Source organism: Streptomyces pratensis (assembly GCF_016804005.1).
GTDB lineage: Bacteria > Actinomycetota > Actinomycetes > Streptomycetales > Streptomycetaceae > Streptomyces > Streptomyces pratensis_A.
This window is the reverse complement of record NZ_CP051486.1, coordinates 23,751-38,587: the sequence shown is the minus strand read 5'-3', so window position 1 is coordinate 38,587 and position 14,837 is coordinate 23,751. Positions and strand designations below refer to the sequence as shown.

General features: G+C 66.8%; 12 protein-coding genes. 4 read left to right on the top strand and 8 right to left on the bottom strand.

The window, feature by feature from the left end; translation table 11 throughout:
- Window positions 1–6 precede the first annotated feature (6 nt).
- Both HED23_RS00185 and dnaB read right to left on the bottom strand, forming a co-directional pair.
- Window positions 7–1,386, bottom strand: coding sequence for a serine hydrolase domain-containing protein (locus HED23_RS00185; RefSeq protein WP_203181441.1), 1,380 nt, complete (start codon window positions 1,384–1,386; stop codon window positions 7–9).
- Window positions 1,387–1,872: 486 nt separating this feature from the next.
- Window positions 1,873–3,330, bottom strand: coding sequence for a replicative DNA helicase (gene dnaB / locus HED23_RS00180; RefSeq protein WP_203187289.1), 1,458 nt, complete (start codon window positions 3,328–3,330; stop codon window positions 1,873–1,875).
- A gap of 476 nt (window positions 3,331–3,806) precedes the next feature.
- Here dnaB and HED23_RS00175 point away from each other — a divergent pair, with 476 nt between their 5' ends.
- Entirely contained in the window at window positions 3,807–5,144 is a 1,338-nt protein-coding gene (locus HED23_RS00175) for an MATE family efflux transporter (protein ID WP_203181440.1), read from the top strand.
- Between the two features lie 110 nt (window positions 5,145–5,254).
- Here the strand turns inward: HED23_RS00175 and rplI are convergent, their stop codons facing one another.
- From rplI to rpsF, 4 genes are all read right to left on the bottom strand, one after another.
- A complete protein-coding gene (rplI, locus tag HED23_RS00170) occupies window positions 5,255–5,701 on the bottom strand; it encodes a 50S ribosomal protein L9 (protein ID WP_014155197.1) in 447 nt (148 codons plus the stop codon).
- Between the two features lie 18 nt (window positions 5,702–5,719).
- On the bottom strand, window positions 5,720–5,956 hold the full coding sequence (gene rpsR, locus HED23_RS00165; protein ID WP_003967857.1) for a 30S ribosomal protein S18: 237 nt from the start codon (window positions 5,954–5,956) through the stop codon (window positions 5,720–5,722).
- Window positions 5,957–5,999: 43 nt separating this feature from the next.
- Complete coding sequence (locus HED23_RS00160; RefSeq protein ID WP_203181439.1) at window positions 6,000–6,623, bottom strand: single-stranded DNA-binding protein; 624 nt, start codon at window positions 6,621–6,623, stop codon at window positions 6,000–6,002.
- A 71-nt stretch (window positions 6,624–6,694) separates the two neighbouring features.
- A complete protein-coding gene (gene rpsF, locus HED23_RS00155; RefSeq protein WP_006604399.1) occupies window positions 6,695–6,985 on the bottom strand; it encodes a 30S ribosomal protein S6 in 291 nt (96 codons plus the stop codon).
- A 285-nt stretch (window positions 6,986–7,270) separates the two neighbouring features.
- On the opposite strand from rpsF, the gene HED23_RS00150 reads away from it, so the two are divergent.
- The 3 genes from HED23_RS00150 (at window position 7,271) to HED23_RS00140 (ending at window position 10,042) form a co-directional block, all read left to right on the top strand.
- Complete coding sequence (locus HED23_RS00150; protein ID WP_203181438.1) at window positions 7,271–7,627, top strand: hypothetical protein; 357 nt, start codon at window positions 7,271–7,273, stop codon at window positions 7,625–7,627.
- Window positions 7,628–7,811: 184 nt separating this feature from the next.
- Window positions 7,812–8,930 carry a lipid II:glycine glycyltransferase FemX gene (locus HED23_RS00145; protein ID WP_031090357.1) on the top strand — a complete coding sequence of 373 codons (1,119 nt, stop codon included), beginning with the start codon at window positions 7,812–7,814 and terminating at the stop codon, window positions 8,928–8,930.
- A gap of 80 nt (window positions 8,931–9,010) precedes the next feature.
- On the top strand, window positions 9,011–10,042 hold the full coding sequence (locus HED23_RS00140) for an alanine racemase (RefSeq protein WP_203181437.1): 1,032 nt from the start codon (window positions 9,011–9,013) through the stop codon (window positions 10,040–10,042).
- 12 nt (window positions 10,043–10,054) lie between these two features.
- Here HED23_RS00140 and HED23_RS00135 read toward each other — a convergent pair whose 3' ends face one another.
- Together HED23_RS00135 and HED23_RS00130 are read right to left on the bottom strand one after the other, a co-directional pair.
- Window positions 10,055–11,560: a glycosyltransferase family 87 protein gene (locus tag HED23_RS00135; RefSeq protein WP_203181436.1), complete on the bottom strand. Its 1,506-nt coding sequence runs from the start codon at window positions 11,558–11,560 to the stop codon at window positions 10,055–10,057.
- A 198-nt stretch (window positions 11,561–11,758) separates the two neighbouring features.
- The gene (locus HED23_RS00130) at window positions 11,759–14,464 is read right to left on the bottom strand and encodes a transglycosylase domain-containing protein (RefSeq protein WP_203181435.1); all 2,706 of its coding nucleotides are present in this window, start codon (window positions 14,462–14,464) and stop codon (window positions 11,759–11,761) included.
- Window positions 14,465–14,837: the final 373 nt, after the last annotated feature.

Sequence of the window (14,837 nt, the reverse complement as noted above, 5' to 3'; positions counted from 1 at the left end):
CGCGCTTCATGTGGCGAGCCCGCGCCAGCCACCTTCGTCCACACCACCGGGAACGTCCGCACCCCGCTCGTACGGCTCCCGCGTGAAGACGAACGACCCCAGGTCCAGATGATCCACCGTGCCGTCGGCGGCACGCACGACCCGGAGCGTTTCCCCCGCGTAGTAACCATTGAGCCCCACCCAGGTCCCGTCCGGGCGGGCGCGGAACCGCGCCGCTCGACCGGCGGCCCTCAACGGCTGGAACTCGAGCCCCCCATCCGCGAGCAGCTTCACTCCGTGCACCTGCGTACCCCAGTACCAGGGCCCGGTCAGCGCCAGCAGATCTTGGTCGACCTCGGGAAGCGGGCGCCAGGGCTCCGGGATCCTTGGCTCCGCATCGGCGACGATCTGCAGAAGGTCCGCTGCAACCGCACCGGTCAATGGTCCGGAGGTGGCGTTCGAGAGCACAACAGCGGCCACGTCGTCCTCGACGCTGAACCACAACGTGGCCAGGAAGCCTGGAAGCGAACCCGAATGACCGAGAAGTGTGCGATCCCCCCGCCGAACGGCCTGAAGGCCCAGGCCATACGTACCGGCCCAGTCCCCCGCCTCGGGCGGGGCAGCGGGAGCGCGCATCTCAGCGACGGAGGACGCGCAGAGCACGCGTTCGTCGCCCTGCGCCAGGAAGGCCGCGAAGCGGAGAAGATCGGTGGTGGTGGACCAGAGCTGACCCGCCGGTGCCATCAGCCCGAGGTCCTCGGCCGGCTCGGGCAGCATCACGTCAGCCCATGGATGGACTGCCCAGCCGCCCGCATGCGGGGCATGCGCCTGCGCAGTCGTGCGGTCCATTCCCAGGGGTTCCAGAAGCTCGCGGCGAAGCACCTCTGCCCACGAGTCACCACGCAACCTCTCGACGAGCGAGCCGAGCAGCGTGTATCCGGGGTTCGAGTAGTGGTGCCCATGGCCGGAAGAGTGGATCAACGGCCTCTCACCGAGCACATCCGCCAACTCCGGGCGCAGGACACCCGGCGTCCTCTCCCACCAAGGAGCAGGCGTTTCGGCCGCCAGACCCCCGCTGTGGCACAGCAGCTGAAACACCGTCACCTGTCCGACAGCCGTACCCGGCAGGTGCTTCTCAAGAGGATCATCCAGATCCAGCAGCCCCTCGTCGCGAAGGCGCATCACCAGCACGGCAGTGAACGTCTTGGTGATGGAGCCGATCCTGAACTGCGTATCGCCATCGGGCTCATGGTCGTCCACACAGCTGCGTGCACCACTCCACGCGATCCGTCCGTCCCGCTGCACCGCCGCGACAAGAGAGGGGGCCCGGCCTTCGGACTGTGCGACGGCGATACGGTGCAGCAGAGCGCGCCCGGTACCGGGGAGCAGAACTTCGGAAGAGGTCATGTCCAAGGATGGCCTGCGAGTCACCTGCCTGACGAACCCATTCCGCAGTCGTCATCACGATCATCGGGGCAGCGGCTCAGCCGCACTCGTCACCCGCACCATCCGGTCGAAAACTCACCGCCGAGCCGGAGCGTCCGTACAGCCGGATGACCGGTTCACAGTCCTCAGTTCTCCTCGGGCCGGGCGGGCGGGTGATACCGGCGTCGGCCGCTGACCGTAACGCCCTGAAGCGCCGTGCCGAAGAAGTAGTTCTCGACGTCACCGAATACCCGGGACCTCGTGGCCCCCTGCAGGAACAGTCCGTCCCTGGGAGCCGCTCGATCATCTCCTCATCACCGGAAGGCACGGCCCGGTGCCCTCAACGGCCGAGGGCACCGTGTCACCGAGCCACCGAGCCACCGAGCCACCGAGCCACCGAGCCACCGAGCTCAGTCTTCGACACCTCGAGCGAGCCCCGGCACGGCCGCACCGGGCTCCCGCACCCACTCAGGTCTGGGCCATGTCCACGAAACGGGAGTAGTGGCCCTGGAACGCCACGGTGATCGTCGCCGTGGGGCCGTTACGGTGCTTCGCCACGATCAGGTCCGCCTCACCGGCGCGCGGTGACTCCTTCTCGTAGGCGTCCTCGCGATGCAGCAGGATCACCATGTCGGCATCCTGCTCGATGGAGCCGGACTCACGCAGGTCGGAGACCATGGGCTTCTTGTCCGTGCGCTGTTCCGGCCCACGGTTCAGCTGGGACAGGGCGATGACAGGAAGCTCCAGCTCCTTGGCCAGGAGCTTCAGGTTTCGTGACATGTCCGAAACCTCCTGCTGGCGGCTCTCCGCCCGCTTGGCCCCGCCGGACTGCATCAGCTGCAGATAGTCGATGACCACGAGCTTGAGGTCGTTGCGCTGTTTGAGGCGACGGCACTTCGCGCGGATCTCCATCATCGAGAGGTTCGGCGAATCATCGATGTAGAGAGGAGCTGCGGACACATCCGGCATCCGACGGGCGAGCCGCGTCCAGTCCTCATCGGTCATGGTGCCGGAACGCATGTGGTGGAGGGCTACCCGCGCTTCGGCGGACAGCAGACGCATCGCGATCTCGTTACGTCCCATTTCCAGGGAGAAGATCACGCTCGGCAGATTGCTCTTGATCGAGCAGGCGCGCGCGAAGTCCAGAGCGAGAGTGGACTTACCCATGGCGGGACGGGCCGCGATGACGATCATCTGGCCGGGGTGCAGCCCGTTGGTCAGGGAATCCAGGTCCGTGAACCCCGTCGGTACACCGGTCATCTCGCCGCTGCGGGAGCCGATGGCCTCGATCTCGTCGAGAGCACCTTCCATGATGTCGCCGAGCGGGAGGTAGTCCTCGCTGGTGCGCTGCTCCGTCACGGCGTAGATCTCGGCCTGCGCCGAGTTCACGATCTCGTCGACGTCGCCGTCTGCCGCGTATCCCATCTGCGTGATCTTCGTGCCGGCCTCGACAAGGCGCCTGAGCACTGCCCGCTCGTGGACGATTTCCGCGTAGTACGAGGCGTTGGCCGCCGTGGGAACGGACTGGACCAGCGTGTGCAGGTACGGCGCCCCGCCGACCTTGGTGATCTCGCCGCGCTTGACCAGCTCGGCCGCCACGGTGATCGGGTCGGCAGGCTCACCCTTGGCGTACAGGTCGAGAATCGCCGTGTAGACGGTCTCGTGGGCCGGGCGGTAGAAGTCGTGACCCTTGATGATCTCCACGACGTCCGCGATGGCGTCCTTGGAGAGCAGCATGCCACCGAGAACGGACTGCTCGGCGTCGAGGTCCTGCGGGGGTACCCGCTCGAAGCTGGACGCCCCGCCCTCCCAGCCGCTCTCCCGGCCACGCTCGTGCTGCTCGTCGCGCCCCTTGCCCTCTCCGCGGCGCTGACGGGAAACGGGCAGACGGTCACTGGGACCGACATCGGCCCAGGGATCATCCAAAGGCTCGGGAATGCTCACCGGGCCACCTCCTCCCGTCCGCTTCGCGGACCTAGCCGTGCCACTCTTTCTTACGGCACGGCACCGACAAACAAGACGCCCGACTCCGTTTCCGGCGCGTCAAGTTCTGCGGACTTCCAAGCCGGAACGGAGTGCGGGCGCCGCACCACGGTAGGCCGGTCCGCACCGTCAGCCAATCTGGTTATCCACAGGGCATGTGGACGACGGACCAGATGCTGTGGAGAACCCGTCAGATCCTGTGCACGGACCGGGGGACAGCACTGTGGACAAACTCATACGCACTCAGCAATGACGCCCCTGACCTGGCGTTTCTCAATCCACTGGCTGTGGGAGAGAAAAACTTTTTCCCTCAGCTCAAGATCACCGGAAACTGCCCCTCCTTGAACCCGGAAGCTCAAGCCACGTAAGGGCCACTGTAGCCTTGCATCTCTTACCTGTGGAAGATTAGATTGGCCACCATGCCTCAGGTGCCCACGGCCCAGCCGCCCTCTCGCCGTCGGCACGACCGCGAGATCTTCGCCCTCGCCGTGCCGGCCTTCGGAGCGCTCGTCGCCGAGCCCCTTTTCGTCATGGTCGACAGCGCTGTCGTCGGCCACTTGGGCACTCCGCAGCTGGCCGGCCTGGCCGTCGCAGCGGCCCTGTTGACGACTGCGGTGAGCATCTTCGTCTTCCTCGCCTACGCAACCACAGCCGCGGTTGCCCGCCAGGTCGGTGCAGGAGATCTTGCGTCCGCCATCCGCCAGGGAATGGACGGCATCTGGCTCGCTCTGCTGATCGGTGCCGCTGTCGTCGCCGTCACACTCCCTCTGGCCCCATGGCTGGTCGATGTCTTCGGCACGTCCGACACGGCGAGCCCGTACGCCACCACCTATCTGCGCATCTCCAGCCTCGGGATTCCCGCGATGCTTGTGGTGCTCGCAGCCACTGGAGTGCTACGTGGTCTGCAGGACACCCGAACCCCGCTCTACGTCGCCATCGGTGGATTCACAGCCAACGGCGCCCTCAACGTGGGACTCGTCTACGGTGCGGGGCTGGGGATCGCCGGATCCGCATGGGGGACAGTCATCGCCCAGGCGGGCATGGCGCTTGCCTATCTGATCGTTGTGGTGCGCGGGGCACGTCGGCACGGGGCATCACTGCGTCCAGACGCCGCAGGCATCCGCGCCAGCGCTCAGGCGGGCATTCCCCTGCTGGTCCGCACGCTCTCACTCAGGGCGGTCCTGATGATCGCCACCGCTGTCGCAGCCCGGCTCGGCGACACGGATATCGCCGCGCATCAGATCATCCTGTCGATCTGGAGCCTGACAGCCTTCGCGCTCGACGCGATCGCCATCGCCGGCCAAGCCATCATCGGGCGCTATCTGGGGGCCAACGACACCAAGGGTGCCCGCGAGGCATGCCGTCGGATGGTTCAGTGGGGCGTCGCATCCGGGGTAGCTCTCGGGGTGGTGATCGTGCTCGCCAGACCGCTCTTCGTACCGCTCTTCACGGGCGACACATCTGTACAGGACACCTTGCTGCCGGCGCTGCTGGTCGTAGCGCTCTCCCAGCCGGTCTGCGGAGTGGTCTTCGTGCTCGACGGAGTACTGATGGGGGCAGGTGACGGCCGCTATCTCGCTTGGGCGATGGTCCTTACACTCGCAGTCTTCGCCCCGGTCGCTGTCCTGGTCCCCAGCTTCGGAGGAGGGCTCACTGCCCTCTGGGCGGCGATGACCCTGATGATGACGGTCCGGCTGGTGACGTTGTGGATACGCATGCGGTCCGGACGATGGATCGTGACCGGAGCCACGCGCTGAGAGAGCGAACGCCCCAAGCAGGCAAGATCGATATGCCCGGTTTCACGTGAAACGACGAAGGGCCGCACCCAGCGGTGCGGCCCTTCCCCTAGCTCTGCTGAGCCGTGCCCTTAGGCAGCAACGACCTCGATACCGAGCTTCGCGGCAACCTCGGGGTGCAGACGGACGGACACCTGGTGTCCACCGAGCGTCTTGATCGGCGAGCCGAGCTCGACGCGACGCTTGTCGACGTCCGGGCCACCGGCAGACTTGATCGCCGAGGCGATGTCAGCCGGCGTGACGGAGCCGAAGAGGCGGCCGGCGTCGCCGGAGCGAACAGCCAGACGGACCTTCACGGCTTCGAGCTTGGCCTTGATCTCGTTGGCCTGCTCGATCGTCGCAATCTCGTGGATCTTGCGGGCGCGGCGGATCTGCGCCACGTCCTTCTCGCCACCCTTGGTCCAGCGAATGGCGAAGCCACGCGGAACCAGGTAGTTACGGGCGTACCCGTCCTTGACGTCCACGACGTCGCCGGCGGCACCGAGGCCAGTGACCTCGTGGGTGAGGATGATCTTCATGATTCGGTCACCCTTCCCTTATCGCGCGGTGGACGTGTAGGGCAGCAGCGCCATCTCACGGCTGTTCTTGACTGCCGTGGCGACGTCACGCTGGTGCTGCGTGCAGTTGCCGGTGACGCGGCGGGCACGGATCTTGCCGCGGTCGGAAATGAACTTCCGCAGCATGTTCGTGTCCTTGTAGTCCACGTACTGGGTCTTGTCCTTGCAGAACGCGCAGACCTTCTTCTTAGGCTTGCGCACAGGCGGCTTCGCCATGGTGTTTCTCCTGTGTGATCAAGAAGTGGGGTACGAGCCGGCCCTAGAAGGGAGGCTCGTCCGAGTAGCCGCCGCCGGAACCGCCGGAGCCGCCGGAGCTTCCGCCCCAGCCACCCCCGCCGCCCTGCTGGCCCCCGCTCTGCTGGCCGCCGGACGGTGCGTTGGTGGCCCACGGGTCGTCGGCGGGAGCACCGCCGCCACCCTGCTGCTGGCCACCGCCACCGGGACCGCCGCCCCAGTTGCCGCCGCCCTGCTGGCCACCGCCGTATCCACCCTGGCCGCCGCCGCCCTGGCCACCTCGACCTGTGGTCTTGGTGACCTTGGCCGTGGCGTTCTTCAGGCTGGGGCCGACTTCCTCGACGTCCAGCTCGTAGACCGTGCGCTTGACGCCCTCACGGTCCTCGTAGGACCGCTGCTTCAGTCGGCCCTGCACGACGACGCGCATGCCTCGCTGAAGCGACTCCGCGACGTTCTCCGCCGCCTGACGCCAGACCGAGCAGGTGAGGAACAGGCCTTCGCCGTCCTTCCACTCATTGGTCTGCCGGTCGAAGATGCGGGGAGTGGACGCGACACGAAACTTCGCGACCGCCGCACCGGACGGGGTGAAGCGCAGCTCGGGGTCGTCGACGAGATTGCCGACGACCGTGATGACGGTCTCGCCTGCCATGGGTGAACCTCTCGGCGGGGATTGCTTCTGGCTGCTTGCTACTCGAACCCGATGACCGCTGAGCTAGATGCTCAGTGGGTCTCGGGACGGAGGACCTTGGTCCGGAGGACCGACTCGTTCAGGTTCATCTGTCGGTCGAGCTCCTTGACGACCGCAGGCTCGGCCTGCAGGTCGATGACCGAGTAGATGCCCTCGGGCTTCTTCTTGATCTCGTAAGAGAGACGACGACGGCCCCAGGTGTCGACCTTCTCAACCTTTCCGTTGCCCTCACGGACGACGGAGAGGAAGTTCTCGATCAACGGGGAGACTGCTCGCTCCTCGAGATCGGGGTCGAGGATGACCATCACCTCGTAGTGACGCATGTGGAACCCACCTCCTTTGGACTCAGCGGCCACGGTCGTTCCGTGGCAGGAGGGTCGTGATGCGTAAGCAACAGTGTCTCCGAGTAAAACAGCCGCCACTGACAACGCCCGTCTTCAAGAACCGAGGGGAGCTGCAGTGCTGACTCAGGGCAGACACCGGTGCAGACCGTACAGAGTACCCGCAGACCGGCTTCCGGTTGAAATCCGGTGTTCAGGGCGCACAATCGAGACAGATGCGGTGTGAGAGGCGCTACATTGCGCCGCCCTTCCCGCCAGGAGGTGCTCATGGCACAGACAGTCCGACCTGCCGGCAGCCGATCCGCCCCCCACGGGACCGCTCATGCCCGTCGGGCCACCGGTTCCCTCTTCGCCACCGACGGAAGGCCGCATCCCCTCCAGGATGTGCTGATGGTGGTGACCGGGGTGCTCGGTGTCCTCGCGTTCGTGACCGCGATGTTCCACAGCCTGCACCTGATCAGCTCGTGGGCCGGGCTGATCGGCATCCTGACCGGCGCTTACGGGCAGTACGTCTCCAGGACCACCTGGGAGCGATTCGGTCTGATCATGGGCATCGGCGCTTCCGCCGTCGGTTTCTACCTCGGCATGGCTCACGGCGGTCTCTTCGGCGGCGTCATCACCTGACCGGCAGAGCCCTCGCGGACGGGGCCGGAAGCCCCGCACCGTGCACGGCCAGGCGATCCCGGGCGGGTGGGCGCCCGGTCCGGTCCGGACGGGCCAGACCGGGCGCCCCTCGGTCACAGTAGGCTTCGGCGCGAGAGCCGGAGCCCCTGACCGATGGGGACACACCTGCCGAGGAGCGCCCCGCATGAGCCTGACCCTGAGGACCATCAGCCGAGAGCAGCATCTGGCTTACATCCAGAATCTGCCCTCGGCCAGTCACTGCCAGGTCCCGGCGTGGGCTGATGTGAAAACCGAGTGGCGCTCGGAGAACCTGGGTTGGTTCGACAAGAACGGCGAGATGGTCGGCGCCGGCCTGGTGTTGTACCGCCAGCTGCCCAAGATCAAGCGCTATCTCGCTTACCTTCCCGAGGGACCGGTCATCAACTGGTACGCCCCGAATCTGGACGACTGGCTCCAGCCGATGCTCGCCCACCTGAAGCAGCAGGGCGCCTTCTCGGTGAAGATGGGTCCCCCCGTCGTCATCCGCCGCTGGGACTCGGCCGCCATCAAGTCGGGGATCCAGGACCCCGATGTGAAGCGGCTGCGCGACGTCGAGGCCAGCCACATCGAGCCGCGCGCCTTCGAGGTCTCGGACCGCCTGCGGAAGATGGGCTGGCAGCAGGGCGAGGACGGCGGCGCCGGCTTCGGTGACGTACAGCCCCGCTATGTCTTCCAGGTACCGCTGGCCAACCGCTCCCTCGAGGACGTGCTCAAGGGCTTCAACCAGCTCTGGCGGCGCAACATCAAGAAGGCCGACAAGGCCGGCGTCGAGGTGGTCCAGGGCGGCTACGAGGACCTCGCCGAGTGGCAGCGGCTGTACGAGATCACCGCAGTGCGCGACCACTTCCGGCCGCGCCCGCTCTCGTACTTCCAGCGCATGTGGTCGGTACTCAACTCCGAGGACCCCAACCGCATGAGGCTGTACTTCGCACGGCACAACGGCGTCAACCTGTCGGCTGCCACGATGCTCGTCGTCGGCGGGCACGTCTGGTATTCCTACGGCGCCTCGGACAACATCGGGCGCGAGGTCCGTCCCTCCAACGCCATGCAGTGGCGGATGCTCCGCGACTCGTATGCGATGGGCGCGACCGTCTACGACCTGCGTGGCATCAGCGACTCGCTGGACGAGACCGACCACCTCTTCGGCCTGATCCAGTTCAAGGTGGGCACCGGCGGCGAGGCCGTCGAGTACGTCGGTGAATGGGACTTCCCCCTCAACAAGCTGCTGCACAAGGCGCTCGACATGTACATGTCTCGCCGCTGACCGCATCCCGACCACCATCCATCAGCTCCTCTCCTCTCTCTCATTTACACCGCAGCCACCAGAAAGGTTCCGGGCCGGCCATGGCGCTCTCCCTCTACGTCGACACCGCGCGCTGGCGGGCGCACCAGAAGTCCGTCCTGGACCAGTTCCCCGGTCTCGTCCCCGTCTGCAAGGGCAACGGATACGGCTTCGGACACGAGCGGCTGGCCGACGAGGCGATCCGTTTCGGGTCCGACACGCTGGCCGTCGGGACCACGTACGAGGCCGCGCGCATCAAGGACTGGTTCAGCGGCGACCTCCTGGTGCTCACGCCCTTCCGCCGGGGCGAGGAACCCGTGCCCCTGCCGGACCGCGTCATCCGTTCCGTCTCCTCCGTGGACGGCGTACACGCCCTCGTCGGCGCACGCGTGGTCATCGAGTGCATGAGTTCGATGAAGCGCCACGGCGTGAAGGAGGAAGAGCTCGGCCAGCTGCACGCGGCCATCGAGGACGTACGCCTCGAAGGGTTCGCCCTGCACCTGCCGCTCGACCGCACGGACGGTTCGGACGCGGTCGAGGAGGTCATCTCCTGGATGGACCGTCTGCGCGCCGCCCGGCTGCCGTTGCACACGATGTTCGTCAGCCATCTGAAGACGGAGGAGTTGGCGCGGCTGCGGCAGCAGTTCCCGCAGACCCTCTTCCGCGCGCGTATCGGCACGCGGCTCTGGCTCGGCGACCACGAGGCCACGGAGTACCGCGGTGCGGTGCTAGACGTCACTCGCGTCGTGAAGGGGGACCGCTTCGGCTACCGCCAGCAGAAGGCCGCATCCGACGGATGGCTGGTGGTCGTCGCCGGGGGGACCTCCCACGGTGTCGGCCTGGAGGCGCCGAAGGCCCTGCACGGGGTGATGCCGCGCGCCAAGGGCGTCGCCCGAGCCGGACTGGCCACGGTCAACCGCAACCTGTCACCGTTCGTCTGGGCGGGCAAGCAGCGCTGGTTCGCCGAGCCGCCCCACATGCAGGTGTCGATCCTCTTCGTGCCGTCGGACGCTCAGGAACCGAAGGTCGGCGACGAACTGGTGGCCCATCTGCGGCACACCACCACCCAGTTCGACCGCCTCGTCGAACGGTAGACCCGGTCTCCCTCAGTCGGAGACCGCTCTGTCCGCCTTACCCCACTCCACCCGCGGTCCCTCGACCGCGGGTGCCGTGTACCGGGCCGGATTCAGGTGCCCCTGCAGGAGTGCCGTCCGGTCCGGCGCCGAGTCGAGCACCCCGCCCGAGGGATCGTCGGACCCGTCACGCCGGACAGGATCGTGTTCCGGCCTCAGGATGTCCCTGACGATCACGGCGCAGAGGTAGAGCGTCCCCAGCAGATGCAGGGCGATCGCGACCTGGTAGCCCTCCTGCGGCAGCCCCTGGTGCTTGTCGCCGCTCGTCGTGTAGGCCAGGTAGAACCAGATCCCCAGGAAGTACATGACCTCACAGGCCTGCCAGACGAGGAAATCCCGCCAGCGGGGCCTGGCCAGCGCGGCCAGCGGGATGAGCCAGAGCACGTACTGCGGTGAGTAGACCTTGTTCGTCAGGATGAAGGCGGCCACCACGAGGAACGCGAGCTGGGCGAACCGCGGCCGGTGCCGGGCGGTGAGCGCCAGCCCGGCGATCGCCGCGCACAGCAAGATCATCAGCAGCACCGAGGCCGTGTTCACCGTGCTCACGTCGATGGACCGGCCGGTGCGCTGGGTGATGATCAGCCAGAACGATCCGTAGTCGATCTGACGTTCCCGGCTGAACGTGTAGAACTTCTTCCACCCCTCAGGGGCGTACAGCATCACCGGAAGGTTCACCGCCAGCCAAGCAGCCGCAGCACCGAGCAGGGCCGACCCGTACTCCCGCCACTTCCCGGCCCGCCAGCACAGCACCAGCAGGGGCCCGAGGAGCAGCACCGGGTAGAGCTTGGCGGCCGTAGCCAGGCCGATGAGGACACCGAATGCGAGGTTCCTGCCGCGGGACCACATGAGCATCGCCGCGGCCGTCAGCGCGACGGCCAGCAGATCCCAGTTGATCGTCGCGGTGAGCGCGAGGGCGGGGGCGAGCGCGATTAGGAGGGCGTCCCAGGGGCGGCGCCGGTGTGTGCGGGCGACACACACCGCGATGATCACCGCGCAGATCATCAGCATGCCCGCGTTGACCATCCAGTACATCTGCTCGCGCTGCTGCACGGAGTCCGAGGACGGCGTCAGTGTCAGCCAGGACGCGATCTGCATGAAGAGGCCCGTCAGGACCGGGTACTCGAGGTACGCCATGTCGCCGCCGAGCCGGTCGACGTACGGCACGAGGCCGTCGGCGAAACCGCGCCCGACGAAGAGGTGCGGGATGTCGGAGTAGCACGCGTGTGTGTACTGCGAACTGGTGCCGCGGAACCACGCCCAGTTGTAGCAGGGGAGCTTCTGCACCATGCCGAGCGCGAACATCCCGATCGCCACGAGCGCGATGACGCGCACCGGTGTGAGCGGCCCCGATCCGAACCTCGCCCAGCGGCCCGCCGGTCCACCGATCAGCTCGCTGCCCGCCGCGGCGATCTCGTCCTGTCGCGTGGGCGGTACGACGGACGGCTCCTGGTGCACGCTCGTGTCTTCTGCGCTTGGCATGCCGCACATCCTGCCGTACTGCGCTGTGTGCGGGCATGGCCCGCGTCCGGGACACACGAAGGGCCGTCGGCACCTGGCAGGTGCCGACGGCCCTCGTCGCGCTTGTACGGCAGGCCCCTGACGGGGTTCCGAAGGGCGGCGGTGTCACGCGGGGCTCCGGGTGGCTCCCCGGAGCGTCACGCGCACCGCCTCCGGGAACTACCCGCCGCCGAAGATCCCGCCGCGGTCGTTCTCCTCGCCCTCCGTCGTACCTTCGGTCGTTCCCTCGGTGGTCCCGGTGTCGGTTCCACCTTCCGAGGTCCCGGCGTCCGTACCACCGTCGGTGGACCCGTCCGTGGTCCCACCGTTGTTGGTGCCGTTGCCGTTGCTGTTGCCGTTGGTGGTCCCGCCGTCCTGGTTGTTCCTGCACTCCCAGTCGAGCGGCGCGCACGTCTCGCTCGGTGAGGGGGACGGGGACGACGGGGTGGGAGAAGGCGGATCGGGCTCTTCGCTGGATTCCGACGGCGAAGGCGTCGGGCTCGGCGTCGGGCTGGGGCTGACCGCGCCACCGCCGAACAGCGTGTCACCGTACGGTTCCGGCTTCGGGAACCTGACGACCTTCGTGCCCTTCACCGCTTCGGTCATGTAGTCGTGCCAGATCTGCGCGGGGAAGGACGCTCCGTGGATGGACTTCTCGCCGCCGGTGCCGTACATCTCCAGGAACGGACGGTTCTTCTTCGTCTCGTCGTCGTCCATACGGAACATGCTGACGGCCGTCGACAGCTGCGGGGTGTAGCCGACGAACCAGGCCGACTTGTTGCCGTCCGTGGTGCCCGTCTTGCCGGCCACATCACGTCCCGGGATCTGGGCGGGCGTGCCCGTCCCGTTCTCGACGACGTTCTTCAGCACGTCGGTGACGTTGTCCGCGATGACGCTCGGGAACGCCGGCTTGGTCTCTGTCTTGTGCTGGAAGATGACCTCGCCCTTGTGCTTGACCTCGGTGACCGAGAAGGGCTCCCGCTGCTTGCCGCTGGTGGCGAAGGTCGCGTACGAGCCCGCCATACGGATGGCGCTCGGCGAGGAAGTACCGATGGAGAACGAGGGAACGCTCGAGTCCGCCATGTAGTTGTCGTCACGCAGCCCCGCGGCCATGGCCGCCTGCTTCACCTTGTCGGTGCCGACATCCATTCCGAGCTGGACGAAGGGGGAGTTGGCGGACTCCTGCATGGCGTAGCGGAGGTCGATGTCCCCGTAGTCCTTGTCCCCGTCGTTGGTCTGGAGCCACTCCTTGCCGTCGTCGTTCAGCCAGACCGAACCGTCGTAGTTGTGGATCTTCAGCTTGTTGTCGCCGTTGTAGGTGCTCTTCGGCGAGACGGCGGTGCGCTCCGCCTCACTCTGCTCCTTGCCGAGCTCGGGATTTCGCTTGCCGTACTGCATGGCGGCCGCCAGCACGAACGGCTTGAACGTCGAACCGACCTGCGCGCCGGTGGCATCGGCGTTGTTGGTGTAGTGCTCCGTCGCGTCCCGTCCGCCGTACGTGGCGACGATGGCGCCCGTCTGGGTGTCCACGGACGCACCGCCGAACTCGACGTGGGTGTCCTTGTCAGGCCGCTTCTCCGGGTCGATCTTGGCCGCAAGCACCTTGGTGATCGACTTCTCGAGCTCCGTGACCTTCTCCTTGTCGAAGGTCGTGTGGATCTCGTAGCCGCCCCGGGCCAGTTCCTTCTCGGTCACGCCCTCCTCGTTGTGCGCGAGGAAGTACTTCGTGGCGAGGTCGACCAGGTAACCGGTCTGGCCGCCCAGCTTGGCGTCCTTCCTCGGCGTGATGGGCTCCGGGAACTTGGCGAACTCCGCGCGCTTGGCCGCGCTCAGTCTGCCGTCCTTGACCTGCTCGTCGAGGATCCAGCTCCAGCGCTCCTCGGCCCGCTTACGGTTCTTCTCGGGGGTGGCATTCACCGGGTCGACGTCGGGAGCACCCGCGGGGTCGTAGTAGCTCGCGCCCTTGAGCAGTGTCGCCAGGAAGGCGCACTCGCTCTCGTTCAGCTCGTTGGCGTCCTTGTCGTAGTAGGCACGCGCCGCCGCCTGTAGACCCGAGGCGCCCCGGCCGTAGTAGGAGACATTGAGGTAGCCCTCCATGACCTCGTTCTTACCCACGGTCTCGCCGACCTTGAGCGTGATGAAGAGTTCCTTGACCTTCCGGCTCAGGGTCTGGTCCTGGGTGAGCATGGAGTTCTTCACGTACTGCTGGGTGATCGTCGAACCGCCCTGGGTGTCACCTCCCCGGGCCATGTTGTAGAAGGCCCGGGCGATGCCCATGGGGTCGATGCCCCTGTCTGTTTCGAACGACTTGTTCTCCGCCGAGATCACGGCGTTGCGCATCGACTCGGGGATCTGGGCGTAGTCGAGCGACTGACGGTTGACCGAACCACCGGTGGCGACCATCTGTGTGTCGTCGGCCCAGTAGTAGACGTTGTTCTGAGCCGTGGCGAGGTCCTTGACCTCGGGCGGCACCACCAGCGCGTAAGCGATGCCGGCCGCCCCCATCATGAGCCCCAGGAAGCCCAGGCACAGGCCGGATACCAGCCTCCACGACGGAACCCAGCGGCGGAAGCCGTACTTGCCGGCCCGCGGGTAGTCGATGAAGCGCTTCTTACCTGTGCCTTCACGGCCCCGGCCGCGGCCTTCGTGACTGCTGCTGTCGCCACCTCCCCGGCGCCTGCCCCCTCCGCCGCCACGCTGGGCGGCGCGACGGGCCTCGGCACGGCCGCCGTACGACGACTCATCGTCGTTCGCCTCGGAAGGTGACACTGATGTTGCTCTGCGTGACGCATCGGTGCGACGTCCAGCAGGCTGTTGGGCGGCTCGTCTGGCCGCTGCGCGCCCGCCACCTTGCGGTTGCGGCGCTTTGCGACGGTGCTCGCTCATCGAACGACTACTCCTCGGGCAGGCGAGAGCGCCTGGAAGCGGCAGTTGAGATCCGGTCCCCCCGAATTACGGACAAGCCCTGCGGAAGGCTCACCCGCAGTACATCCGGCAGTCCGCGATTACTGACGCACGACGGCGCCTCACGGTTCCCGGTGGTCTGCATGCCGCACAGACTACGCACGGTCAAAAACCTCTGGGGACCGAACTTCACCCCAAATTACGCAAGTCGCTCCCTATGAATCGGGGATGTGACGCCGCTCACGAAACGCCCCCTTGTCGAACATCACGAGTCGATCTATCGTGCTGATGTATCGAGTCGATACATCAGCACGACATAAGGCGGGTCTAGTGACCCGCGGAAGCCGCAGGCGGA

What these genes read in the sequence shown, in the direction of transcription:
- HED23_RS00160 (WP_203181439.1), bottom strand. Translation starts at nt 6,623, where the DNA reads ATGGCAGGCGAGACCGTCATCACGGTCGTCGGCAATCTCGTCGACGAC.
- rplI (WP_014155197.1), bottom strand. Translation starts at nt 5,701, where the DNA reads ATGAAGATCATCCTCACCCACGAGGTCACTGGCCTCGGTGCCGCCGGC.
- HED23_RS00130 (WP_203181435.1), bottom strand. Translation starts at nt 14,464, where the DNA reads ATGAGCGAGCACCGTCGCAAAGCGCCGCAACCGCAAGGTGGCGGGCGC.
- HED23_RS00175 (WP_203181440.1), top strand. Translation starts at nt 3,807, where the DNA reads ATGCCTCAGGTGCCCACGGCCCAGCCGCCCTCTCGCCGTCGGCACGAC.
- HED23_RS00185 (WP_203181441.1), bottom strand. Translation starts at nt 1,386, where the DNA reads ATGACCTCTTCCGAAGTTCTGCTCCCCGGTACCGGGCGCGCTCTGCTG.
- rpsF (WP_006604399.1), bottom strand. Translation starts at nt 6,985, where the DNA reads ATGCGTCACTACGAGGTGATGGTCATCCTCGACCCCGATCTCGAGGAG.
- HED23_RS00150 (WP_203181438.1), top strand. Translation starts at nt 7,271, where the DNA reads ATGGCACAGACAGTCCGACCTGCCGGCAGCCGATCCGCCCCCCACGGG.
- HED23_RS00140 (WP_203181437.1), top strand. Translation starts at nt 9,011, where the DNA reads ATGGCGCTCTCCCTCTACGTCGACACCGCGCGCTGGCGGGCGCACCAG.
- rpsR (WP_003967857.1), bottom strand. Translation starts at nt 5,956, where the DNA reads ATGGCGAAGCCGCCTGTGCGCAAGCCTAAGAAGAAGGTCTGCGCGTTC.
- HED23_RS00145 (WP_031090357.1), top strand. Translation starts at nt 7,812, where the DNA reads ATGAGCCTGACCCTGAGGACCATCAGCCGAGAGCAGCATCTGGCTTAC.
- HED23_RS00135 (WP_203181436.1), bottom strand. Translation starts at nt 11,560, where the DNA reads ATGCCAAGCGCAGAAGACACGAGCGTGCACCAGGAGCCGTCCGTCGTA.